Origin of the sequence: Arhodomonas sp. KWT2 (genome assembly GCF_041949875.1) — a bacterium.
Lineage (GTDB): Bacteria > Pseudomonadota > Gammaproteobacteria > Nitrococcales > Nitrococcaceae > Arhodomonas > Arhodomonas aquaeolei.
Window position 1 is genome coordinate 67,585 of sequence record NZ_JBHFPQ010000051.1, and the last position, 23,515, is coordinate 91,099.

16 protein-coding genes are annotated in these 23,515 nt (G+C 70.6%); 10 read left to right on the top strand and 6 right to left on the bottom strand.

Annotation, left to right across the window (positions count from 1 at the left end):
- Positions 1 to 1,137 (bottom strand): efflux RND transporter periplasmic adaptor subunit, encoded by a 1,137-nt coding sequence (locus ACEZHJ_RS15725; RefSeq protein WP_375036687.1) that lies wholly within the window; start codon positions 1,135 to 1,137, stop codon positions 1 to 3.
- A 153-nt stretch (positions 1,138 to 1,290) separates the two neighbouring features.
- On the opposite strand from ACEZHJ_RS15725, the gene ACEZHJ_RS15730 reads away from it, so the two are divergent.
- A complete protein-coding gene (locus tag ACEZHJ_RS15730) occupies positions 1,291 to 2,064 on the top strand; it encodes an MBL fold metallo-hydrolase (RefSeq protein ID WP_163140843.1) in 774 nt (257 codons plus the stop codon).
- A 63-nt stretch (positions 2,065 to 2,127) separates the two neighbouring features.
- On the opposite strand, the gene ribA is transcribed toward ACEZHJ_RS15730, so the two are convergent.
- Genes ribA through wrbA form a run of 3 tightly spaced genes read right to left on the bottom strand, consistent with a single transcriptional unit; the run spans position 2,128 to position 4,395 of the window.
- Positions 2,128 to 2,745, bottom strand: a complete 618-nt coding sequence (gene ribA / locus ACEZHJ_RS15735) for a GTP cyclohydrolase II (protein WP_163140846.1) — start codon at positions 2,743 to 2,745, stop codon at positions 2,128 to 2,130.
- A 35-nt stretch (positions 2,746 to 2,780) separates the two neighbouring features.
- Positions 2,781 to 3,737: a glutathione S-transferase family protein gene (locus tag ACEZHJ_RS15740; RefSeq protein ID WP_259202130.1), complete on the bottom strand. Its 957-nt coding sequence runs from the start codon at positions 3,735 to 3,737 to the stop codon at positions 2,781 to 2,783.
- Between the two features lie 55 nt (positions 3,738 to 3,792).
- Entirely contained in the window at positions 3,793 to 4,395 is a 603-nt protein-coding gene (gene wrbA, locus ACEZHJ_RS15745) for an NAD(P)H:quinone oxidoreductase (RefSeq protein WP_163140852.1), read from the bottom strand.
- A gap of 129 nt (positions 4,396 to 4,524) precedes the next feature.
- Here wrbA and ACEZHJ_RS15750 point away from each other — a divergent pair, with 129 nt between their 5' ends.
- Positions 4,525 to 5,469: a LysR family transcriptional regulator gene (locus ACEZHJ_RS15750; RefSeq protein ID WP_163140855.1), complete on the top strand. Its 945-nt coding sequence runs from the start codon at positions 4,525 to 4,527 to the stop codon at positions 5,467 to 5,469.
- On the opposite strand, the gene ACEZHJ_RS15755 is transcribed toward ACEZHJ_RS15750, so the two are convergent.
- On the bottom strand, positions 5,400 to 9,101 hold the full coding sequence (locus ACEZHJ_RS15755) for an EAL domain-containing protein (protein WP_375036688.1): 3,702 nt from the start codon (positions 9,099 to 9,101) through the stop codon (positions 5,400 to 5,402). The genes ACEZHJ_RS15750 and ACEZHJ_RS15755 overlap by 70 nt on opposite strands.
- A gap of 208 nt (positions 9,102 to 9,309) precedes the next feature.
- Here ACEZHJ_RS15755 and clpB point away from each other — a divergent pair, with 208 nt between their 5' ends.
- The 6 genes from clpB (at position 9,310) to ACEZHJ_RS15785 (ending at position 19,174) form a co-directional block, all read left to right on the top strand.
- Entirely contained in the window at positions 9,310 to 11,898 is a 2,589-nt protein-coding gene (gene clpB, locus ACEZHJ_RS15760) for an ATP-dependent chaperone ClpB (RefSeq protein WP_375036736.1), read from the top strand.
- A 101-nt stretch (positions 11,899 to 11,999) separates the two neighbouring features.
- Complete coding sequence (locus tag ACEZHJ_RS15765) at positions 12,000 to 12,446, top strand: copper chaperone PCu(A)C (RefSeq protein WP_163143891.1); 447 nt, start codon at positions 12,000 to 12,002, stop codon at positions 12,444 to 12,446.
- Between the two features lie 132 nt (positions 12,447 to 12,578).
- On the top strand, positions 12,579 to 13,547 hold the full coding sequence (locus ACEZHJ_RS15770) for a TRAP transporter substrate-binding protein (RefSeq protein ID WP_375036689.1): 969 nt from the start codon (positions 12,579 to 12,581) through the stop codon (positions 13,545 to 13,547).
- Between the two features lie 32 nt (positions 13,548 to 13,579).
- On the top strand, positions 13,580 to 14,074 hold the full coding sequence (locus tag ACEZHJ_RS15775) for a TRAP transporter small permease (protein WP_163142946.1): 495 nt from the start codon (positions 13,580 to 13,582) through the stop codon (positions 14,072 to 14,074).
- On the top strand, positions 14,075 to 15,376 hold the full coding sequence (locus ACEZHJ_RS15780) for a TRAP transporter large permease (protein WP_375036690.1): 1,302 nt from the start codon (positions 14,075 to 14,077) through the stop codon (positions 15,374 to 15,376). It begins immediately after the preceding gene.
- A 171-nt stretch (positions 15,377 to 15,547) separates the two neighbouring features.
- Positions 15,548 to 19,174, top strand: coding sequence for a hydantoinase B/oxoprolinase family protein (locus ACEZHJ_RS15785; protein WP_375036691.1), 3,627 nt, complete (start codon positions 15,548 to 15,550; stop codon positions 19,172 to 19,174).
- A 13-nt stretch (positions 19,175 to 19,187) separates the two neighbouring features.
- On the opposite strand, the gene ACEZHJ_RS15790 is transcribed toward ACEZHJ_RS15785, so the two are convergent.
- On the bottom strand, positions 19,188 to 19,598 hold the full coding sequence (locus ACEZHJ_RS15790; RefSeq protein ID WP_163143479.1) for a hypothetical protein: 411 nt from the start codon (positions 19,596 to 19,598) through the stop codon (positions 19,188 to 19,190).
- Between the two features lie 464 nt (positions 19,599 to 20,062).
- On the opposite strand from ACEZHJ_RS15790, the gene ACEZHJ_RS15795 reads away from it, so the two are divergent.
- On the top strand, positions 20,063 to 20,680 hold the full coding sequence (locus ACEZHJ_RS15795) for a DUF924 family protein (RefSeq protein ID WP_163139819.1): 618 nt from the start codon (positions 20,063 to 20,065) through the stop codon (positions 20,678 to 20,680).
- Positions 20,677 to 23,505, top strand: a complete 2,829-nt coding sequence (locus ACEZHJ_RS15800) for an EAL domain-containing protein (RefSeq protein ID WP_375036692.1) — start codon at positions 20,677 to 20,679, stop codon at positions 23,503 to 23,505. The genes ACEZHJ_RS15795 and ACEZHJ_RS15800 overlap by 4 nt, the downstream gene beginning before the upstream one ends.
- The last annotated feature ends 10 nt before the right edge of the window (positions 23,506 to 23,515 follow it).

The following is a 23,515-nucleotide window of genomic DNA, read 5'->3' on the forward strand; positions in this document are numbered from 1 at the left end:
TCAGCCCGTCTCCGGCAACGGGGCGGCGGGCGCGGGGACACGCCCGTCGAGCTTCAGGGGCGAGTCCGCGGCGTCCACCGGGGTCACCGGCTCTCCGGCGCGCACGAACCCCTGACCCACCGTGATCACCCGCGCACGCTCCGGCAGGCCGCTGATCCAGACCCCGTCGCGCTCGGCGCGGACCACCGAGACCGGGTGGAAGGCCACCCGGCCCTCATCATCGACGGTCTTCGCCCCCAGGGCGCCGTCGTCGCCCAGGGTCAGCACCGCAGGGGAGACGAAGTGAGCACTGACCCGGTCGGCGGGCAGCCGGACCGTCGCGCTGACCCCGGCAGGGACGTCGCCCCCGCCATTGGGCACCGCCACCTCCACACGGAAGGTGCGGGTCTCCTCGTCCGCGGTGGCGGCGACGTAGTCCACCTGCCCCTCGCGCTCGACGCCGGTGGCAAAGCGCACCCGCGCCGCGGTGCCCACGGTCACGCGGGCGATGTCCTGCTGGGCGACGAACACCGTTACCCGCAGGGGGTCGAGATCGACGACCTCCGCCACCTCGCCGCCGGCGGTGAGGTAATCGCCCTCCTCCACAGTGACGGACTCGAGGATGCCGTCGAAGGGGGCGCGCACGTCGGTGTTGGCGATCTCCTCGCGTATCGACGCCAGCTCGGCACGGGCGGCCTCGAGCGCGGCCTCCGCCGCCTGGCGCTGGGTGGTGGACTGGTAGCCACTGTCGGCGAGACGCCGGGCGGCGGCCGCCTCGGCCTCGCGCTGGCTCACCAGCGCACGGGCCTCGGCCAGGCGCGCCTGACGGTCGTTCATGGCGATGCGGGCGATGCTCGCCCCTGCGGCTACCGGACGGCCCTTGGTGAGCGGCGGCTCGGCAACCCGTCCGCCGGTCTCCGCACGCACGCTCACGCGGCGGTCGGGCCGGGACTGCCCCTGGAGGACGAGCCAGCGCGTGATGGTCCGGGCCTGCTGCTCGCTGACCTGCACGCGCATCGCCGCCGGTGCGTTCTCCGCCGGCGACGACGCCGCGGCCGGTTCGGCCCCGCCACGGGCCAGATAGCCGCTGGCAATCCAGCCCGCCAGTGCCACGAGCACCAGGACGGCGATCAGCCAGGGGCGCATGTGCCGTGTCACTCCTCGCCTCCTCAACACGGGGGGTTCGTGGGGGAATCGACCGGATTGACCTGTGTCAAAAGCCCTCCGGCCGTATGCGATAGCCTCTGCGATGGGGGTTACGGCCCGACACCATACCTCGCCGAAGCCTCATCAGGAGGATCCGGACCGACGATGGCAATCGAACTCTACAACGACGGCCACCATGCCTGCTATACGTTCGACTCGCTGGTTTCCGGCGAGCACGGCATCCAGTCCAACCAGTTCCTCATACTGGACGGGGACGCCGCAGCCTTGGTGGACCCCGGCGGCGATCTCACCTACACACCGCTGTCGGTGACCCTGGGCCGCCAGATCCGTCTCAAGGAAATGGACTACGTGTTCGCGTCCCACCAGGATCCCGACATCATCGCCTCGCTGGACCGCTGGCTGATGTACACGGACTGCAAGGTGGTGTGCTCGAAGCTGTGGACGCGCTTTCTGCCGCACCTGGTGCCCGGCTACCAGAGCGCACGCATCGTCGACCGCATCGTCGGCCTGGAGGACGAGGGCGGCAGGATCCCGCTGGGCGATTCCGTGATCAAGGCCGTGCCCGCGCACTTCCTGCACTCGGTGGGCAACTTCCAGTTCTACGACACCACCGCGCGGATCCTGTTCTCCGGCGACATGGGCGCCTCGCTGGTCGAGGACCACCCCGGCGAACCGGTCGAGGACTTCGAGGCGCACATCCCCACGATGAAGGGCTTCCACCAGCGCTACATGGTGGCTAACCGCGCCTGCCGGCTGTGGGCGCGCATGGTCCGGCAGATGGACATCGACTGGCTGGTGCCCCAGCACGGCCGGCCGTTCAAGGGCCGCGAGATGATCCACCGCTTCCTGGACTGGATCGAGAACCTCCCCTGCGGAATCGACCTGCTCGACGAGAGCAGCTACCGCGTGCCCCGCTAGGCGGCAACGCCGGCCACCCACGCCGGGCGCCACCCGTCCGGCGCGCCGCGGACGCCGCGCGGGTCAGTCGTCGAAGAGGTGGCCGAACTTGGCGGCCTTGGTTTCCAGGTAGCCGTGATTGTGGGGATTGCGGCCGGCCTGCAGGGCGATGCGCTCGGCCACGTGGACGCCCGCCCCCTCGAGCCCGTTCACCTTGCTGGGATTGTTGGTGAGCAGCCGCACCGACGTCACCCCGAGATAGCGGAGCATGTCCGCGGCGACGGTGTAGTCGCGGGCGTCGGCGGCGAAGCCCAGGGCCTCGTTGGCCTCCACCGTGTCCGCGCCCTCACGGTCCTGGACGGCGTACGCCCGGATCTTGTTCAGCAGCCCGATGCCCCGGCCCTCCTGGCGGAGGTAGACCAGCACGCCGCGGCCCTCGCGGCCGATGCGCCGCAGGGCCTCCTCGAGCTGCGGGCCACAGTCGCAGCGCTGGCTGAACAGGGCATCGCCGGTGAGACACTCCGAGTGCACGCGCACCAGCGCCGACTCCGCGCCGTCGACCTCGCCCATGACCAGGGCCACGTGCTCACGCCCGCCCCCCGGCTCCTCGAAGCCGTGGATGATGAACTCCCCCCACCGGGTCGGAAGCCGGGCCGCACTGACGTGCACGGCACCGGGGCTGCTGGCTGCCTGTTCGCTCATGGTCCCGTCAATCGTGGATTGAACCCGTCACGATATCACGCCCCCCGCCCGTGCGGGGCCTCGAGGTCGATCTCCGGGCCCACGGGGATGATGCCGGTGGGATTGATCGTCGGGTGCGAGGTGTAATAGTGGCGCTTGATGTGATCGAGGCTCACGGTCGGCGCCACCCCCGGCACCTGGTAGATCTCGCGGGTGTAGGCCCACAGGTTCGGATAATCCACCAGTCGGCGGATATTGCACTTGAAGTGGCCGACGTAAACCGGGTCGAAACGCACCAGGGTGGTGAATAGCCGCACGTCCGCCTCGGTCAGGCGGTCGCCGGCGAGGTAGGGCTGGCGGGCCAGCCGTGCCTCGAGCTCGTCGAGGGCCTCGAACAGCGCCGTGACCGCCTCCTCGTAGGCCGCCTGCGCGGTGGCGAAGCCGGCCTTGTAGACACCGTTATTGACCCGGTCGTAGACGAACGGGTTGATGGCGTCGATGGCCTCGCGATGGTCAGCCGGATACAGATCGACGTCGTCCCGGCCCCAGCGGTCGAACGCGGTGTTGAGCATCCGCACCAGGTCGGCGGACTCGTTGTTGACGATGGTGCCCTCGCGGGTGTCCCACAGGGTCGGCACCGTGACCCGCCCGGTGTAGTCCGGCCGCGCCCGGGTATAGAGCTGGTACAGGTGATCGAGGCCGTGCAGACGATCCCCGGTGGCGCCCGGGTAGTCGCCGAACGACCAGCCCTGATCCCCCATGTACGGATGGACCACCGACACCCCGATGACGTCCTCCAGGCCCTTGAGGCGCCGCGTGATCAGCACGCGGTGGGCCCACGGGCAGGCCAGCGAGACGTAGAGGTGATAGCGCCCGGGCTCCGCGGCGAAGCGCGCCGAGGGCTCCGGCGAGACCCAGTCGCGGAACACCGTCTCCGGCCGCTCGAAGCGCCCGCCGGTGCTGTCGGTGTCATACCAGCGATCGTGCCAGACACCGTCGATGAGCAGACCCATGTTCGCCTCCTCTGGCAGTCCGCGCCCCGCGGCGGTGCCGCGGGGACCAGTGGCCTTAGGCCGCGAGCTTCGCCGCGATCTCGGTAACGTGGCGCCCCTGGGCGCGGGCGAGCGAGCGCTCCTTGTCCGTCGGCTGACGCGAGCCGTCACCGCCGGCCATGGTGCCCGCACCGTAGGGCGAGCCGCCGCGGGGCTCGCTGATGTCGAACAGCTCCGGGGCCTTCGCGTACGGCAGCCCGACCAGCACCATGCCGTGATGGGCCATAGTGAACCACGCACTCACGATGGTGGTCTCGTTGCCGGCGCCGGTACCCGTGGAGGTGAACACGCTGCCCACCTTGCCGGCCAGTGCACCGCTGGCCCACAGCCCGCCGGTCTGGTCGAGGAAATTGCGCATCTGCCCGGCCATGTTGCCGAACCGGGTCGGCGTACCGAGGATCACCGCGTCATAGTCGGCGAGCTCGCCGGGGGAAGCCACCGGGGCCGCCTGATCGAGCTTGGCGCCGGCATTGCGCGCCGCCTCCTCGGGCATGGTCTCGGGTACCCGCTTGACCACGACCTCGGCGCCGGGCACCTCGCGCGCCCCTGCCGCGACGGCATCCGCCATCTGCTCGATGTGACCATACATGCTGTAGTAGAGGACCAGTACGCGTGTCATATCGGAATCTCCTTCGCCATGCTATTGAGTACGGTCTCAGGCTAACTGAAAACCCTGAGGCGACAATCTTCTTGATTCCGAAAAAACTGTTTCCTATAAGTAAACGATAACCTTTGCCGGAGCCCTGCCATGGACCGATTCGCCGCCCTCGAGGCCTTCGTCGGCGTTGCCGAGGAGGGCAGCTTCACCGCCGCCGCGGAGCGCATGGACGTCTCCAAGTCGGTGATCAGCAAGCAGGTCAAGGCACTCGAGCAGCATCTGGGCGTACGGCTGTTCAACCGCACGACCCGACGGCTGCACCTCACCGAGCCCGGGGCGCAGTTCCGCGACCGGGCCCTGCGCATCCTCGAGGAGCTGGGGGAGGCGGAACGCGCGGTGGGCGACCTCCAGGCCCGGCCCCGCGGCCTGCTGCGGGTCAATGTACCCGTCTCCTTCGCCCTGCAGCACCTCTCCGCCGTACTGCCCGCCTTCCTGGACCGTTACCCGGAGCTGTCGGTGGACGTGGTCCTCAACGATCGCTTCGTCGACCTGGTCAACGAGGGCTTCGACGTGGCGATACGGATCACCGAGCTCCAGGACTCCAGCCACATCGCCCGCCGCATCGCCCCCTGTGAGGGCTGGATCTGCGCGTCACCGGACTACCTGGCCCGCCACGGCCGGCCGCAGACGCCGGAGGCACTGGCCGGGCACGCCTGCCTGGTCTATGCCTACGCCCGCAACACCCGGGAATGGCGGCTGACCGGAGCGGACGGGCGTACCCACCGGGTCCCCGTACGCGGGCGCTTCCAGGCCAACAACGGCGAGATCCTGATAGACGCGGCCTGCGCCGGCACCGGGCTGGTGCTCACCCCGGATTTCATCGCCAACCGGGCAGTGGCCGAGGGCCGGCTCGAGCGGGTGCTCTGCGATTACCGGGCCCCGGGGATGGCCATCCACGCCATCTACCCCTACACGCACAACGTCTCGGCCAAGGTGCGCGTGTTCATCGATTTCCTGCGCGAGTGCTACGGCGACGGACCGCCGCCCTGGGCATGGGAACGGCTCAACGGGCGATCGGAGCGCGCGGGCAGCTGATCCCCCAGGCACGCGAGCAACCGGTCGCCCAGCACCTTCAGGCGGGACAGCCCCTGCCGGGCGCGGCTGCTGTCGCCGCGCTCGTGAACGGTGAGCATCGCACGGGCGAAGCGGTGCACCCGGCGGTGCCGACGGTCGAGCTCGTCCAGCGCCCCGGCCTCCGCGCCGCGGCGCACCCGCTCCCGGTCCAGCCACTGGCCGAAACGGCACTCGCGGTGATCCATTGCCGGCGGCACCGCCCGGCAGCCGTCGAGGAAGCCCTCCAGGGCCTGCATCCACAAACGGTGCTCGATGCCGGCGAGGTGCAGGGGCAGCATCTCCTGGGGGACCGTCTCCTGACCGCTCCAGCGGGGATACGGGCGCCACCGGCGGCGCCAGGCCGGAAGCGCCTCCGGCGGCATCGGCCGGGCGATGGCGAACCCCTGGGCCAGCTCGCAGCCGAGCTTGAGCAACAGCTCGCCCTGGGCCTCGTTCTCCACACCCTCGGCAACCACGTCGTGGCCGAATGCCCGCGCCAGCCCCATCACGCCCTCGACGATGGCGAAGTCCTCCGCGTCCTCCAGGCTGTCGGCGACGAAGCTCCGGTCGATCTTGAGCTCGACCACAGGCAATCGCTTGAGGTAGGTCAGCGAGGCGTAGCCAGTGCCGAAGTCGTCCAGCGAGAAGTACACCCCGAGGCGGGCACACTCGCGCATTACCCGGGTGACGTGGGCCATATCCTCGAGCGCGCTGGTCTCCAGGACCTCCAGCCTCAGCAGCCCGGGGTCCACGCCCGGATGCCCGGCGAGGATGTGATGCAGCCGTTCGGGGAAGTCGGGCTGCTGGAGTTGCAGCGCCCCGATGTTCACACTCAGCGGCAGGGTCAGCCCCTCCGCCTGCCAGGCCGCGAGCTGGGCGAGCGCCCGGTGCAGGACACGCTCGCCGATCTCCAGCGAGACCGGGTGACCCTCGATCGCCGGCAGGAACCGGGCGGGTCCGAGCAGGCCTTGCTCCGGGTGGTGCCAGCGCACCAACGCCTCCGCGCCGACCAGCTCGCCGGTACGCATGTTCACCTTGGGCTGGTAGAACACCGTGAGCTCGTCGTCCGCCAACGCCTGGCGCATGCGCGCCACATCCTCGTGGAACCCGCGCAGGTCCCGATCCCGGGCGACGTCGAAGACATGGACCCGATTGCGGCCCGCGAGCTTGGCCTGGTACATGGCCTGATCGGCCTGGCGCAGGAGCTGCTCGGCATCCACCGACTCCGCCTGGGGGTAGCCGGTCACACCGAGACTTGCGGTGAGGCTGATCGAGCGCCCGTCGATCTCCACCGCTCGCGAGGCCACGTCCGCGAGCCGGGCGAGCATGCCCTCGTCGTCCGTCGTCGGGTCGATGTCCGCGAGCACGGCCACGAACTCGTCGCCGCCGATGCGCGCCAGTGTGTCCGTGGCCCGCAGCGCACGGCCGAGACGGCCTGCGATGGTGGTGATCACGGCGTCGCCGACCTCGTGGCCGTGGCTCTCGTTGACGCGCTTGAAACCATCCAGGTCCAGGTACACCAGGGACAGGGAGTGGCCGTCACGGTCGGCACGCGCCATTGCCTGGGCGAGCCGGTCGCCGAGCAGCACCCGGTTGGGCAGGTCGGTCAGGGCATCGTAGTGGGCGATGTGTTCGAGCTGGCGCTGGCGGCGCTTCTCCTCGGTGATGTCGGAGAACAGCGCCACGTGATTGCACACCCGGCCGTGCTCGTCGCGCACCACGCTGATGGTGAGCATCTCGGCGTAGATCGCACCGTCACGGCGCCGGTTCCAGATCTCGCCACTCCAGTGACCGGACTCGTTGAGGCTCCGCCACATCGTGCGATAGAAGGCATCCGGCTGCCGCCCCGACTTGAGGAGGGCCGGGGTGTTGCCAAGGGCCTCCTCGCGGGAGTAGCCGGTAATCCGGGTGAAGGCATCGTTGACGTCGACTATCCGGTTGTCGGCGTCGGTGATGGCGATGCCCTCGCGGGCGTGCGTGAAAACGCTCGCGTCCAGTGCCAGCCGTTCCTCGGCCCGCCGCCGCTCGGTGACATCGTGGACGATGGTGAACAGCAGCTCCCGATCGTCCTCGCGCACGGGCGTCGAGTACACCTCGACGTCCCGCTCCTCGCCGTCGGCGAGGCGGTGCCGGAACTCGAAGTGATTGCGGCTCTGCCCCACCGCCCGGGCCATCTGGCGTTTCAGCTCGGCCGGCGGCAGTGTGTTGATGGCGCCGATGGGCATCCCGACGAGCTCGCCCGGGGAATAGCCATAGAACGCGCACGCTGCCTGGTTCGCGGCAATGATACCGCCGCCCGCGGGGTCGATGATGAGCATCACCGAGGCGTTGCGCTCGAAGAACAGCCGGAAGCGCTCCGCCTCCGCCGAGGCCCGGGCCTCGGCCTCATGGAGGCCGGACATGTCCTGGATGGTGCCGATAACCTGGCCGTCGCGGCCACACGAGCCCCCGGCCCGGTGCCAGCGCTGCTGGACGTGGCGGAGCCGTCCATCCGGCAGCACCAGCCGGTAGCTCAGCATCCCCTCGTCCGGCGCCTCGCCGCCACCCGCGGGGGTCGCCGCCACCCGTTCGCGGTCATCCGGATGGACCCGCGAGAGCAGCGCCCGCGGCGATGCCGGGGTCTCCTCCGGGTCCAGGGCGAGGAGCCGGAAGACCTGCGACGACCACCAGTATCCGCGGCTGGGCTCCCCGCGGGACCAGCTGCCGATTTCCGCGATGCGCTGGGTCTCGGCCAGCAGCGCCTCGCTGCGATGCAGTTCGTGCTCCGCCTGCAGCTCGGCGCGTAACGCGCCCACCTCCGCCTCGCGGCTGGACAGGATATCCAGGAGGTCGTCGATGTGCCGGCCGTAGAGCTCGCGCACGATGTCGTGACGTGTCACCAGACCGGAGATGACGCCGTCGGCGCCGGTCACCACCAGCCGCCGGACGCCCGCCTCATCCATGCGCGCGACGGCCACGGCCACGCTCGCCCCGGCAGCGACGGTGTGTACCGGCATGCTGGCGAAGCGCACCAGGGGCTCATCCTCCACCGCCCCGGCGGCGTCGGCCTCGATGCGCACCAGGTCCCGCTCGGTGAAGATACCGACGGGCCGGGCGCCGCGCTCGAGCACCACGCAGGACACCTGGTGGTGAACCATCAGCGCCACGGCGTCGGCCACCGTCGCGGTCTCGCCCAGGGAATGCACGCGGTGGGTCATGATGCCGGCGACGGCGGACAGGCCGGCAGACAACTCGCCGGCGAGCAGCTGCATGAACTCGCCGTCGCCGACCAGGCCGGCAAGCCGGCCATCCGTGTCGACCACCACGAGGTGACGGAGCTGGCGGTCCGCCACCAGGCGATAGGCCTCGCGGTAGTCCATGGACACCGGCGCCGTCACCGGATGGCGCGTCATCACGCCGGCAACGCTCACACCCGCGGTACGCCAGCCGCGATAGGCCAGCCGCACCGCATCGCGCTCGGTGAGTATGCCCACCGGCCGGCCGTCCTCGATCACGACGACGGCGTCCGTCGACTCGCGCCGCATGCGGGCCAGCGTCCCGGGCAGCCCTGCATCCGGCGCGACGGTCAACGCCCCGCCACGCGATACCATGTCGCCCAGCGTTCTCACCGCCACGACGGCACCACCCCCAATGTCGACGACCCGGGCTACGCGGCTCCGGCTGCCGTTTGGAATCGTATCGTTATTGCCGGCGACGATAGCACAGCAACGGGGTCGGCGGTCGGCCGCTGGATACGCCGGAACGTTGCAATCCGGCGCGCCCTGCCCCATCTATGGCCTCAGACGATGAATCGAGACTTCCAGAGGTGTCGCCCATATGCAGATGGACAGACTGACCACCAAATTCCAGACGGCCCTGGCGGAGGCACAGTCCCGCGCGGTGGGCCGCGACCACCAGTTCATCGAGCCCGAACACGTGCTCATCGCCATGCTGGACCAGGAGGGCGGCGGCATGCGCCAGCTCCTCCAGCAGGCCGGGGTAAACGTCAACTACCTGCGCTCCCGGCTCGGTGAGGCGCTCGACCGCATGCCGCAGGTGGAAGGCACCGCCGGCGACGTACAGCTCTCCAAGGACCTGGGGCGGCTGCTCAACGTCACCGACAAGCTCGCGCAGAAGCGCAAGGACGCCTACATCTCCAGCGAGCTGTTCGTGCTCGCCCTGGTCGAGGACCAGCGCGCCAACGCCGGCGAGATCCTGCGCCGCGCCGGGGCCGAGAGCTCGGCGATCGAGCGCGCCATCGAGGCGGTGCGCGGCGGCGAGAATGTCTCCGACCCCAACGCCGAGGACCAGCGCCAGGCGCTGGACAAGTACACCATCGACCTCACCGAGCGCGCCGAGCAGGGCAAGGTCGACCCGGTGATCGGCCGCGACGACGAGATCCGGCGCACCGTGCAGGTGCTCCAGCGCCGGACCAAGAACAACCCGGTGCTGATCGGCGAGCCCGGCGTGGGCAAGACCGCGATCGTCGAGGGCCTCGCCCAGCGGATCATCAACGGCGAGGTGCCGGACGCGCTCCGCGACAAGCGGCTGCTGTCGCTGGACATGGGCGCGCTGGTGGCCGGCGCGAAGTACCGCGGCGAGTTCGAGGAGCGGCTCAAGGCCGTGCTCAAGGATCTCGCCAAGCAGGAAGGCCAGGTCATCCTGTTCATCGACGAGATCCACACCATCGTGGGCGCCGGCAAGGCGGAAGGCTCCATGGACGCGGGCAACATGCTCAAGCCCGCGCTGGCCCGCGGCGAGCTGCACTGCATCGGTGCCACCACGCTGGACGAGTACCGCCAGAACATCGAGAAGGACGCCGCGCTCGAGCGCCGCTTCCAGAAGGTGCTGGTGGACGAGCCCAGCGTCGAGGACACCATCGCCATCCTCCGTGGCCTCAAGGAGCGCTACGAGGTCCACCACGGCGTGGAGATCACCGACCCGGCGATCGTCGCCGCGGCCACGCTCTCACAGCGCTACATCACCGACCGCCACCTCCCGGACAAGGCCATCGACCTGGTCGACGAGGCCGCGAGCCGCATCCGCATCGAGATCGACTCCAAGCCCGAGGAGATGGACCGCCTCGACCGCCGACGCATCCAGCTCAAGATCGAGCGCGAGGCGCTGAACAAGGAGTCCGACGAGGCGTCGCGCAAGCGACTGGCCGCGCTGGACGAGGAGCTCGGGGAGGTCGAGCGCCGCTACGCCGAGCTCGAGGAGGTCTGGAACTCCGAGAAGGCCGCCGTGGAGGGCACCCAGAGCATCAAGGAGGCCCTGGAGCAGGCGCGCCTGGACCTGGAGACGGCGCGCCGCGCCGGCGACCTCGGGCGCATGTCCGAGCTGCAGTACGGGCGCATCCCGGAGCTCGAGCGCCAGCTCGACATGGCCTCGCAGGTGGAGATGCAGGAGATGCGGCTGCTACGCACCCAGGTCACCGACGAGGAGATCGCCGAGGTGGTCTCGAAGTGGACCGGCATCCCCGTGGCCAAGATGCTCGAGGGCGAGAAGGACAAGCTCCTGCGCATGGAGGAAGCCCTCGGCGAGCGGGTGATCGGCCAGCAGGAGGCGGTCAGCGCCGTGTCCAACGCGATACGCCGCTCCCGTGCCGGCCTCGCCGACCCGAACCGGCCCAACGGCTCGTTCCTCTTCCTCGGCCCCACCGGCGTGGGCAAGACCGAGCTGTGCAAGGCGCTGGCGTCGTTCCTCTTCGACACCGAGGAGGCCATGATCCGCATCGACATGTCGGAGTTCATGGAGAAGCACGCCGTCGCGCGGCTGATCGGCGCACCGCCGGGCTACGTCGGCTACGAAGAGGGCGGCTACCTCACCGAGCACGTGCGCCGCAAACCCTACTCCGTGATCCTCCTCGACGAGGTGGAGAAGGCGCACCCGGACGTGTTCAACATCCTCCTGCAGGTGCTCGACGACGGCCGCCTCACCGACAGTCACGGGCGCACAGTGGATTTCCGCAACACCGTGATCGTGATGACCTCCAACCTCGGCTCGCACCTGATCCAGGAGAAGGCCGCCGAGGACTACGAGGGCATGAAGTCGGCGGTCATGGAAGTGGTCGCCCAGCAGTTCCGCCCGGAGTTCATCAACCGGATCGACGACGTGGTGGTCTTCCACCCGCTCGACCGGCGCCAGATCCGGCGGATCACCGAGGTCCAGACCGCCTACCTGGACAAGCGCCTCAAGGACCGGGAGATGGCCCTCGTCATCTCCGACGCCGCCCTGGACCGCCTCGGCGAGGCCGGTTTCGACCCGGTCTACGGGGCCCGGCCGCTCAAGCGGGTCATCCAGCAGCGCCTGGAGAACCCGTTGGCCCAGCGCATCCTCGCCGGCGAGTACGGCCCCGGCGACGTGATCCGGGTGGACGTCGAGGGCGACGAGCTCACCTTCGAGCGGGCCCGGGAGACAGCCCAGGCCTGACCGGCGCCTCGCGCGGCCGCGGGGAGCATCACGCCCCGCGGCCGTCCGCCTTGGTATAGTCGCGCAAACCACTGAGCCCCGACGGGCAAGGAGCCCCGACGATGACCGCACGCCTGATCGCCCTCTGCGCCACCCTCCTCCTCGCCGTGACCGCCGCCCACGCGGCGGCCCCGGGCGGTGTCACCGTCTCCGGGGCATGGGCCCGCGCGACCCCGCCCGGCGCGCCGGCCGGCGCCGCCTACTTCGAGGCGACGGCGGCGTCCGGGACGGACCGGCTGGTCGGCGTGGCCAGCCCCGTCGCCAAGAAGGCCATGCTGCACCGGACGGTGACGGAGAACGGCAACCGCACCATGAAGCATGTCGACGGCGTCGACGTGGGCCCGGACAGCCCGCTGGCGTTCGCCCCGGGCGGCTATCACGTCATGCTCATGGGCCTCGACCAGCCCCTGAAGGCCGGCGACCACTTCCCCATGACGCTGACCTTCGAGAAGGCCGGGGACATTCAGGTCGACGTCGAGGTGCGCCCGATCACCGCGGGCGCGGACTGACGGTCGAAGGCGAGCGTCTATACTCCCCGCGTGGGCTGGCGGCGCCCTCCGCCGGCCCACGTCTGCTATCGTGTCGTACGATTACCCGTCCGCACGCGGGTGCGGACCGATAACACACAAGGGGAGCCACCGATGCGCATCGTCACAGGCCTCATGGCCGGACTGGCCCTGACCCTCGGCGCCGGCACCGCGGGTGCGGCCCAGTGGAACATGGCCACGCCCTATCCGGACGCGACCTTCCATACCCAGAACATCCGGCAGTTCGCCGAGGACGTGCGTGAGGCCACGGACGGCGACCTGACCATCACCGTCCACTCCGCCGGCTCGCTGATCAAGCACCCGCAGATCAAGCGTGCGGTGCAGACCATGCAGGTCCAGGCCGGCGAGGTCTTCATCTCGCTGCTCGCCAACGAGGACCCGATCTTCGCGGTGGATTCCATCCCGTTCCTCGCCACCAGCTACGATGACGCCGAGCAGCTGTGGGACGCCTCCCGGGACGCGATCGAGTCCCGCCTCGCGGACGACGGCATCCAGCTGCTCTACGCCGTACCCTGGCCCGCGCAGGGGCTGTACACGTCCCGCGAGGTGAACGGCGTCGACGACCTCGAGGGCCTGAAGTTCCGGGCGTACAACGCGACCACCTCGCGACTGGCGGAGCTCACCGGCATGGTGCCGACCCAGGTCGAAGTGCCGGACATCCCCCAGGCCTTCGCCACCGGCATCGTCGAGGCCATGATCACCTCGCCGTCCACCGGCGCCAACTCCAAGGCCTGGGACTTCGTCGACCGCTTCTACGACATCCAGGCGTGGCTGCCCAAGAACATGGTCATCGTCAACCGGCGCGCCTTCGACGCCCTCGACGAGGAGACCCGCCAGGCCGTGCTCGACGCCGCCGCCGAGGCCGAGAAACGCGGCTGGGAGATGAGCCGCAAGGAGGCCGCGGCCAAGAAGGCGGTCCTCGAGGACAACGGCATGCAGGTGCTCGACCCCTCCCAGGCCCTCATGGACGGGCTCACCGACGTCGGCCGGACCATGACCGACGAGTGGCTCGAGAAGACCGGCGAGGACGGCCAGGCCATCATCGAGGCCTACCGGCAGTGACGGCGGCGTCCGCAACGGCCGCCGCCTGAGCGATGCGGCGGCTGCTCGACGCCCTCTACCTGGTGAGCGGCGTGGCCGGGGCGGTGTGCCTCGCCGCCATCGGCGTGCTCGTGCTCGCCCAGACGGCGGGCCGGCTCGTTGGCGTGGTCGTGCCCTCGGCCAACGAGCTCGCCGGCTTCTGCGTCGCCGCCTCGGCGTTCCTCGCCCTGGCCCACACCCTCAACCACGGCGGCCACATCCGGGTGCGCGTGGTGCTCGAACACCTCGGCGGACGCGCGGGCCGGGCGGTCGAGGCCGCCGCCCTGGTGGTGGCGCTGGCAATGAGCGCCTACGCGAGCTGGTGGGCCGTGGACCTGGTGCTTGGCTCCATCCGCTACGGCGACGTCTCCCCCGGGCTGCTCGCCGTGCCGCTGTGGATCCCGCAGACCGGCATGGCCGCCGGCCTGGTGGTGTTCACCATCGCGCTCGCGGACAACCTCCTGCGGGTACTCCGCGGGCGGCCGCCGCTCTACGCCGTGGAGGACTGAGTGGGCACGCTGGAGGTCGGTCTCGCCCTGATGGCGCTGCTGTTCGTCCTGCTCGCCGGCGGCGTGTGGGTGGCGGTCAGCCTTACCGTGGTGGCCTTTGCCGGGCTCGCGCTGTTCTCCTCCGCCCCCGCCGGGCTGGTGCTCGGCTCCAGCCTCTGGGGCGCGGTATCGAGCTGGTCGCTGGCGCCGCTGCCGCTGTTCGTTTGGATGGGCGAGATCCTGTTCCGCTCGCGGCTGTCCGAGGACATGTACGCCGGGCTCGCACCGTGGCTGCGGCGTCTGCCCGGGCGGCTGCTGCACGTCAACGTGCTCGGCTGCGGCATCTTCGCCGCGGTGTCCGGCTCGTCGGCGGCCACCGCCGCGACCATCGGCCGCATGTCCATCCCCGAGCTGCGCCGCCGGGGCTACGACGAGCGCATGATCATCGGCACCCTCGCCGGCTCGGGCACCCTCGGCCTGCTCATCCCGCCGTCGATCATCCTCATCGTCTACGGCGTCAGTGCCCAGCTCTCCATCGCCCGGCTGTTCATGGCCGGGGTGCTCCCCGGCATTCTGCTGGTGGTGCTGTTCATGGGCTATATCGTCACCTGGTCGCTGCTCCACCCCGGGCGCAATCCGCCGGCGGACCCGGCCCTGCCCCTCGGCGAGCGGCTGCGCGCCTCCGCCCGGCTGGCACCGGTGATCGCGTTGATCGCCGGCGTTATCGGTTCGATCTACGCCGGTATCGCCACGCCCACCGAGGCCGCGGCCATCGGCGTGGCGGGCGCGCTGGTGCTCTCCGCGATGACCGGCGGGCTGTCACTGGCGAGCTTCCGGGACGGGCTGATGGGCGCGACCCGGACCTCGTGCATGATCGTGTTCATCCTCGCCGGCGCCGCCTTCCTCACCACCGCCATGGGCTACACCGGCATCCCCCGGGCGCTGGCGGAGTGGATCGCGGCACTCGGGCTCTCGCCGGTGGCGCTGATCGCCGCGCTTACCGTATTCTTCGTGGTGCTGGGCTGTTTCCTCGACGGTATCTCGGTGGTGGTGCTCACCACGTCGGTGATCCTGCCCATGGTGAACGCCGCCGGCATCGACCCGCTGTGGTTCGGCATCTTCCTGGTGGTCGTGGTGGAGATGTCGCAGATCACCCCGCCGGTGGGGTTCAACCTGTTCGTGCTCCAGGGGCTGACAGGGCGCAACATCTTCCGCATCGCCGGCGCCTCACTGCCGTTCTTCCTGGTGCTCCTGAGCGCCGTCGTCATCCTGGTGCTATTCCCGGAGCTGGCGACCTGGCTGCCCCGGCAGATGGCCCGCTAGGGCCTGCGGACGCTCACCCGCGACGGAACGCCTTTCGATACACCCGTGCGCTGCGCCGTCACCGCAGCGGACGCCGTACGTACCACGACGGTCCCCACCGGCGGCGCGGCGCACCGCCACCGCCGGCCCGGTGACCGGATTCGACACACGCATGCGAGCCGAGCACAGCCAATGAACGACAACACCGCACCTCACGGCAACGGCCAGTGGCAGTTCTGGATCGACCGCGGCGGCACCTTCACCGACGTCATCGGTCGTCGCCCGGACGGGACCGTGCTCACCCGCAAGGTCCTCTCGGAGAACCCGGAGCGCTATCGCGACGCCGCCCTGCAGGGCATCCGCGAGCTGCTCGGTCTCGCCGACGGCGCACCGATCCCTGCGGATCAGCTCGAACACGTGAAGATGGGCACCACCGTGGCCACCAACGCGCTGCTCGAGCGCGACGGCGAGCGCACCCTGCTCGCCGTCACCCGCGGCTTCCACGACGCACTGCGCATCGGCTACCAATCGCGCCCGGACATCTTCGCCCAGCACATCGAGCTGCCGGAGCTGCTCTACGAGCGCGTGGTGGAGATCGACGAGCGCCTGGGTGCGGACGGCGAGGTGATCGAGCCCCTGGACGAGGCCGCGGCGCGGCAGGCGCTGCAGGCGGCCTACGACGACGGCATCCGCGCGATCGCGATCTGCCTGGTCCACGGCTACCGCTACACCGACCACGAGGCGCGGCTCGCCGCGATCGCCGGGGAGATCGGCTTCACCCAGGTGTCGGTCTCCCACCGCGTGAGCCCGCTGATGCGCCTGGTCGGGCGTGGCGACACCACGGTGGTCGACGCCTACCTCTCGCCGATCCTGCGCCGCTACGCCGACCAGGTCGCCGGCGAGCTCGGCGACACCCGGCTGATGTTCATGAAATCCGATGGCGGGCTCACCGAGCACCGCTACTTCGAGGGCAAGGACGCCATCCTCTCCGGCCCCGCCGGGGGCATCGTCGGCTGTGTGCGCACCGCGGCGATGGCGGGTTACGAGCGCGTCATCGGCTTCGACATGGGCGGCACCTCCACGGACGTCTCCCACTACGCCGGCGAGTACGAGCGCAGCTTCGAGACCGTGATCGCCGGCATCCGCATGCGCGTGCCGATGCTCCAGATCCACACCGTCGCCGCCGGCGGCGGCTCCATCTGCCACTTCGACGGCAGCCGCTACCGGGTGGGGCCGGACTCCGCCGGCGCCGACCCGGGCCCGGCGTGCTACCGCCGGGGCGGGCCGCTCACGGTCACCGACTGCAACGTCATGCTCGGCAAGCTCCAGCCCGAGTTCTTCCCGCGGGTCTTCGGCCCCGAGGCGGACCGGCCCCTGGACGCCGCCGTCGTCCACGAGCGCTTCGCCGAACTGGCCGCGGCGATCCGCGAGGCCACCGGCGACGAGCGCAGCCCGGCGGCGGTGGCCGAGGGCTTCCTGCGCATCGCCGTGGAGAACATGGCCAACGCCATCAAGGAGATCTCGGTGCAGCGCGGCCACGACGTGACCGGCTACACCCTCAACTGCTTCGGCGGTGCCGGTGGCCAGCACGCCTGCCTGGTCGCCGACGCCCTGGGCATGACCCGGGTGCTGATCCACCCCCACGCCGGCGTGCTCTCCGCCTACGGAATGGGGCTCGCCGACCTCACCACCGTGCGCGAGATGCCCGTGGACGCCCCCCTGGACGATGCACTCGCGGCCCGCGTGGCCGCCGAGCTGGACCGCCTCGCCGAGGACGGGCTGGCGGAGCTCGCCGATCAGGGCTGCCCGCGGGAGCGGGTGAGCATGCGCCGGCGCCTGCACGCCAAGTACGAGGGCACCGACACCACCCTGGAGGTGGACCTGGACGACGCGGAGCGCAGCCGCGCCGCCTTCGAGGCGGAACACCGCCAGCAGTTCGGCTTCGTCATGCCCCACAAGCGGCTGGTGGTGGCCGCCGCGACCGTGGACCTCACCGGCGAGAGCGGCGCCCTGGACGACGAGACCCCGGTGGCCGGACGCGGCTCCGGCGCCCCCGAGGCCCTGGCCACGGTGACCACCCACATGGCCGGCGAGGACCACGAGACCCCGGTCCACGACCGCGAGGCCCTGCTGCCGGGGGACCGCATCGCCGGTCCCGCGGTCATCCGCGACCCGGTCTCCACCATCGTGGTCGAGCCGGGCTGGGCGATCACCGTCTCGCCGCGCAACCACGTGGTCATGGAACGCGTGGAGGCCCGGCCGCAGCGGGTGGCCGTGGGCACCGACGTGGACCCGGTGATGCTCGAGGTCTTCAACAACCTGTTCATGTCCGTCGCCGAGCAGATGGGCGTGACCCTGCGCAAGACCGCCTACTCCGCCAACATCAAGGAGCGGCTGGACTTCTCCTGCGCGGTCTTCGACCCGGAGGCGAACCTGGTCGCCAACGCCCCCCACGTGCCCGTGCACCTGGGCTCCATGGGCGAGAGCGTGCGCGCCATCGTCGATCGCCGCCGCGAGAGCATGCGCCCCGGCGACGTGTTCATGCTGAACGATCCCTACCACGGCGGCACCCACCTGCCCGACATCACCGTGGTCACCCCGGTATTCGACGACGCCGGCGCGCGGGTGCTGTTCTACATCGCCTCCCGTGCCCATCACGCCGACGTCGGCGGCATCACCCCCGGGTCCATGCCGCCGGACAGCCGTCGCATCGACGAGGAGGGGGTGCTCATCGACAACTTCCACCTCGTCGACGCCGGCAGCTTCCGTGAGGCGGCCGTGCGCGAGCTGCTCACCGGCGGCGACCATCCGGTCCGCGACGTCGAGCAGAACCTCAACGACCTGCGCGCGCAGATCGCCGCCAACGAGAAGGGCGCCCGGGAGCTGCGGGGCATGATCGCGCAGTTCGGCCTGGAGGTCGTGCACGCCTACATGCACCACGTCCAGGACAACGCCGAGGAGCAGGTGCGCCGGGTGATCGACGTGCTCGAGGACTGCCGCTACGAGCTACCCATGGACAACGGCACTGCCGTGCGCGTGGCGGTGACCGTCGACCGCACCGCTCGTACCGCGCGGGTGGACTTCACCGGCACCGACGACGCCCAGGCGAGCAACTTCAACGCCCCGGTGGCGGTGACGCGGGCCGCCGTGCTCTACGTCCTGCGCACCCTGGTCGCCGACGACATCCCGCTCAACGACGGCTGCCTCAAGCCCGTGGAGCTGGTCATCCCGGAGGGCAGCCTGCTCAATCCGCGCTTCCCCGCCGCAGTGGTCGCCGGCAACGTCGAGGTCAGCCAGGTGGTGACCAACGCCCTCTACCTGGCACTGGGCCGCCAGGCCGCCGCCCAGGGCACCATGAACAACCTGACCTTCGGCAACGACCGCTACCAGCACTACGAAACCCTGTGCGGCGGTACCGGCGCGGGCCCGGGATTCGACGGTGCGAGCGCGGTGCAGTCGCACATGACGAACAGCCGCCTCACCGACCCCGAGGTCCTGGAATGGCGCTTCCCGGTGCTGCTGGAGGGCTTCTCCATCCGCGCGGGCTCCGGGGGCGCCGGCCATCATCGCGGCGGTGACGGCGCGGTGCGGCGGATCCGCTTCCGCGAGCCCATGACCGTGGCGATCCTGTCCAACTCCCGGCGGGTGGCGCCGCCCGGGCTGGCGGGCGGCGAGCCCGGGGCGCTGGGCGAGCAGTGGGTGGAGCGTGCCGACGGGCGGCGCGAGGCGCTGGCGGGCACCGACCGGACCGAAGTGGCCGACGGCGACACGGTGGTGGTCGCCACCCCCGGCGGCGGGGGCTACGGCCGGCCGGAATAACGCCGCCTGCGCATCACGGGCGCCGCCAGCGGGCGGCGCCCGTCTCGATGCCCTCGAACAGCCGGCCCAGGGGCGTGCGCACGATGACCAGTCCGAGGGCCACCCCGACACCGTTGGCCGCGGCGTCCGCCAGCGACATCGTGCGCTCGCCGCCCAGTCCCTGCAGTCCCTCGAGGACCAGCCCGATCACGAACAGCAGCAGCGCCACGGAGGGCACCCGCCGCCGCCACGCCTGTGCGAACCACCAGGCGAGGACCGCGTAGGCGAGCGCGTGCTGGGCCTTGTCCCAGGACAGCCCCACCGGCGGGCTCGGCGGCGCCGGCGTCAGCGACAGCCACACCACCAGCGCGAGCACCGCGAACGCGCCCGCGCGCCAGAGCCACGGATGACGCAGCCGCCCTGTCCTGAACCCGGAACCCTGCATATCGTCCCCGCAATCCTTAGAGCCTATTTCAGTAGGCCGCATGCATCGTGTTGCGTCTGAGCGTCCGCCACGCAAGGCGCGTGCGACGCGGTGTGGTCATTTCACATAAGGAGCGCGCAACGCCGCATGGTGGGCGCTCAGACGCAACCCTGTGGGGCGCTCACCTGTGGCCCCGGGGCGGTGTCAGGGTCTCCTTATGTACCGCCGGGTACACCGCGTCGGCCCTTCCTGGCCCCAAACCACAGGCAAGCGCCGCGGCGTATGCGGCCTACTGAAATAGGCTCTTAATGACCGACACACTCGTATACCACACGAGGGCCAGCGCGTGGACACTGTAACCGGAGGGTGACGGCATGCCCGGAGCCGATGCCGCGACGGGCGTCGATGTCGACCGGGTCGACCGGCGCTGGCACTGCGACGGGCACGACGGCACAATGCCCGGACCATTCGTTGCGGAAAGGCCGATGAGCGAGCGACACGAGGCGATCCTGAGCTACTGGTTCGGCGGCGACGCCGCCGATCGGGACGACGGTGCCATCGCCGGGGAGCGCATGGACCTGTGGTTCCGCGCCGACGACACAGTGGACGCCGAGATCGAGGCCGAATTCGGCGCCCTGCTCCAGCTCGCCCGCCGCGGCGAGTGCGATACCTGGGGCGAGAGCCCGCGCGGACGGCTGGCGCTGATCGTGCTGCTGGACCAGTTCTCCCGCAACATATTCCGTGACACCCCGGACGCCTTCGCCAGCGACCGCCTCGCCCTGGCGCATTCCCTGGAGGGCCAGACGCAGGACCAGGACCTTGCCCTGCGCCCGGTGGAGCGGCTGTTCTTCTACATGCCGATGATGCACGCCGAATCACTGCCGGTGCAGGACCGCGCCGTGCAGCGTTTCGAGGAACTGGTCGCCGCCGTACCCGAGCCCGAACGCCCCCCCTTCGAGCGCTCGCTCAAGGCGGCGCGGGAGCACCGGGACACCATCCTGCGCTTCGATCGTTTCCCGCACCGCAACCGCATCCTCAACCGCGAGAGCACCCCGGCGGAGACGGATTTCCTGGAACGCGGACATCCATCCGACGCCCCATGACCGGTCTCCGCGGCCCGGGCATCACCGCGGACACCCAGCTCCGGGACCTGCTCACCCTGCTTGCCGGCCCCGGCAGCCGCGCCTGGGCGATTCGCGCCACGGCCACCGGCCACCTGTGTGTGGACGACACCGGAACCAGCCGTGTCCTCGCCCCCTCGCCGGGGCTGCGGACATGCCTGCGGGATTCGCTCCGGCGCCCCTGTCTCCTCCCCGCCCCGCTGCTCGCCGAGCTGCCCGGTGCGGCCGCGATCGTAGGGGACGGCTGGATCGCGGCGTGCACGAACCCCGGGGGCGACGACGAATGGCTGGTCGTCGCCGGCACATCCGCCGGCGATGGCACCCGCATCGCCGCCGCCGCCCGACGGCGGCGCCAGCACCGGCGCCTGGCCACCGCCGTGGACGAGGCCCAGACCGTCCTGGACGCCCTGCCCTTCCCGGTCTTCTACAAGGACGAGTCGTCCCGCTACCGCGGGTGCAACCGGCCGTTCGCCGAGGTGGTCTCCGGCGCCGGCCCCGCCGGTCTCGTCGGCTACCACCCGGACCGTTTCCTGAGCCAGGAGCACCTCGCCACCCACCACGAAATCGACCAGGCGCTGTGGCGCGGTGAGCACGAGGAACTGCCCTACGAGCTGACCTTCGATGACGGCACCGGCACGCTGCGCGAGGTACGCTGCCACAAGCGCCTGACACGGACCGGACACGGCGAGCGACTGATCGTCGGCGCCCTGCTGGACGTCAGCGACCACCGGCGCACCGAGCGCGCGCTGCAGGCGAGCGAGGCACGGCTCTACCGGTTCATCGAGGAGTCGCCGGACGCCTACTTCCTGCTGGACGAGACCGGCGTCATCCTGCGCGCCAACCGCGGCGCCAGCCGCCTGACCGGCGCGGACGACGGGATGCTGGTCGGCGCGCCGCTATGGCCCTGGCTGGGTGCGACGGACCCCCGCGCCGAGCCCCCGGGCCCGGGCCTGCTGGACGCCGCCGGGGGACCGCAGTGCCTGGAGGCGGTGCTGCGGCACGCCGACGGAGAGGCGATCCCGGTGGAGCTGCGCATCAGCGAGATCGCCGACGACGGCGCCACCCAGCGCCTGTGCGTGGCCACAGACATCCGCGAACGGCATCGTGCGCAGGCCCGCATGCGCCGCCACGAGCGGATGTTCCGGGACGTCTTCGAGGCCTCGGAAGACGCCATTCTGATTCTCGACGGCGACCGTTTCGTGGAGTGCAACCAGGCGACACTGGACGTGCTCGGCGCGCGCCACCTGGAACGGGAGGCAGTGCTGCCGTTCACGCCCTGGGACGTCTCCCCGCCGACCCAGCCGGACGGCACCGACTCCCGGATCAAGGCGCAGCAGATGATCGCGCTCGCCCACTATCGTCACTTCCACCGCTTCGAGTGGCTGTGCCGCGGCTTCGACGGCCAGGACATCCCCATCGAGGCGACCATGACGACTATCGCCTACAACGGCCGCACCGCGCTCTACACGGTCTGCGTCGACATCAGCGAGCGCCGCCGCCACGAGGAGGAGGCCTTCAGCCTCGCCTACTACGACCCGCTCACCGGCCTGCCGAACCGCCGCCTGCTGCAACACCGTGCCGTGGACACGATCCGCGAGCACCAGGCCGGCGGGCGCAGCCTCGGCGTGCTCTACCTGGACCTGGACCGGTTCAAGGACATCAACGACACCCAGGGCCACAAGACCGGCGACGGCATCCTCGCGGCCATCGCCGACCGGCTCGCCGACAGGCTGCGCCCGGGCGACACCCTCGCCCGGCTCGGGGGCGACGAGTTCGCCGTGCTCTGCCCGGACTGCGACGCAGCCGTTCTGGACGAGGTCGTCGACGACCTGGGACGGGCGTTCGAGTCCCCGCTCCCCCTCGCCGGCGGCGAGGTGCGACTGGACTGCAGCATCGGCGGCGTCCTCTGCCCGCAGGACGGCACCAGCCTGGACGCCCTGCTCCAGCACGCCGACATCGCCATGTACGAGGCCAAGGCCGCCGGAAGGCGCTTCATGCGCTATGCGCCGCACCACGGCGCCGCCGTGCAGGAACGCGTTCAGCTCGAACAGGCCCTGGCCCGGGCGGTGGAGCAGGACGCCCTCACCCTCTGGTACCAGCCGCGGGTCTGCACCCGCAGCGGGCGCATCGAAAGCGTCGAGGCACTGGCCCGCTGGATCCCGGCCGACGGCGAGGCGATCTCGCCCGGGCGGTTCATCCCGCTGGCCGAGCAGACCGGACTGATCGTCGCCATCGGTGCACAGCTGCGCCGCCGCGCCGCACACCAGGCCAGAGCGTGGGCGGAACAGGGCTATCCGCTGCGCATGGCGGTCAACATCAGCCCGCTGGAGCTGGAGGCGCCGCGTTTCGCGGAAGAGATACTGGCGACCATCGACAGCGGCGGACTCGACCCGGCCCAGCTGGAACTGGAGATCACCGAAGGGACATTCATGCGCGACCCGGAGCGCAACGCGGCCACCCTCTCACGGCTGCGCAGCGCCGGCGTGCACATCACCATCGACGACTTCGGGATCGGCTACTCGTCGCTCTCCCACCTCAAGTGCCTGCCGGTGGACACCCTCAAGCTCGACCGCAGCCTGATCAACCAGGTGGACGAGGACGCCCACGAGGCGGCGATCGTGCAGGCGGTACTGGCGCTCGCCGACCGGCTCTCGCTCAACGTCATCGCCGAGGGCATGGAGACGGCGTCCCAGGCGGCGGCGCTGGACGCCCTCGGCTGCACCCTCCACCAGGGCTTCCACTACGCCCATCCCGTCCAGCCGGAGGCATTCCCCCTCGGGCGGATCTACCGCGACCCGGACCGCTGAACCCGCTGCC

Bases quoted from the DNA above. Each gene is read 5' to 3' on its own strand.
- ribA (WP_163140846.1), bottom strand. From the start codon at position 2,745: ATGAGCGAACAGGCAGCCAGCAGCCCCGGTGCCGTGCACGTCAGTGCG.
- ACEZHJ_RS15730 (WP_163140843.1), top strand. From the start codon at position 1,291: ATGGCAATCGAACTCTACAACGACGGCCACCATGCCTGCTATACGTTC.
- ACEZHJ_RS15765 (WP_163143891.1), top strand. From the start codon at position 12,000: ATGACCGCACGCCTGATCGCCCTCTGCGCCACCCTCCTCCTCGCCGTG.
- ACEZHJ_RS15770 (WP_375036689.1), top strand. From the start codon at position 12,579: ATGCGCATCGTCACAGGCCTCATGGCCGGACTGGCCCTGACCCTCGGC.
- wrbA (WP_163140852.1), bottom strand. From the start codon at position 4,395: ATGACACGCGTACTGGTCCTCTACTACAGCATGTATGGTCACATCGAG.
- ACEZHJ_RS15740 (WP_259202130.1), bottom strand. From the start codon at position 3,737: ATGGGTCTGCTCATCGACGGTGTCTGGCACGATCGCTGGTATGACACC.
- clpB (WP_375036736.1), top strand. From the start codon at position 9,310: ATGGACAGACTGACCACCAAATTCCAGACGGCCCTGGCGGAGGCACAG.
- ACEZHJ_RS15775 (WP_163142946.1), top strand. From the start codon at position 13,580: ATGCGGCGGCTGCTCGACGCCCTCTACCTGGTGAGCGGCGTGGCCGGG.
- ACEZHJ_RS15795 (WP_163139819.1), top strand. From the start codon at position 20,063: ATGAGCGAGCGACACGAGGCGATCCTGAGCTACTGGTTCGGCGGCGAC.
- ACEZHJ_RS15790 (WP_163143479.1), bottom strand. From the start codon at position 19,598: ATGCAGGGTTCCGGGTTCAGGACAGGGCGGCTGCGTCATCCGTGGCTC.
- ACEZHJ_RS15800 (WP_375036692.1), top strand. From the start codon at position 20,677: ATGACCGGTCTCCGCGGCCCGGGCATCACCGCGGACACCCAGCTCCGG.
- ACEZHJ_RS15750 (WP_163140855.1), top strand. From the start codon at position 4,525: ATGGACCGATTCGCCGCCCTCGAGGCCTTCGTCGGCGTTGCCGAGGAG.
- ACEZHJ_RS15785 (WP_375036691.1), top strand. From the start codon at position 15,548: ATGAACGACAACACCGCACCTCACGGCAACGGCCAGTGGCAGTTCTGG.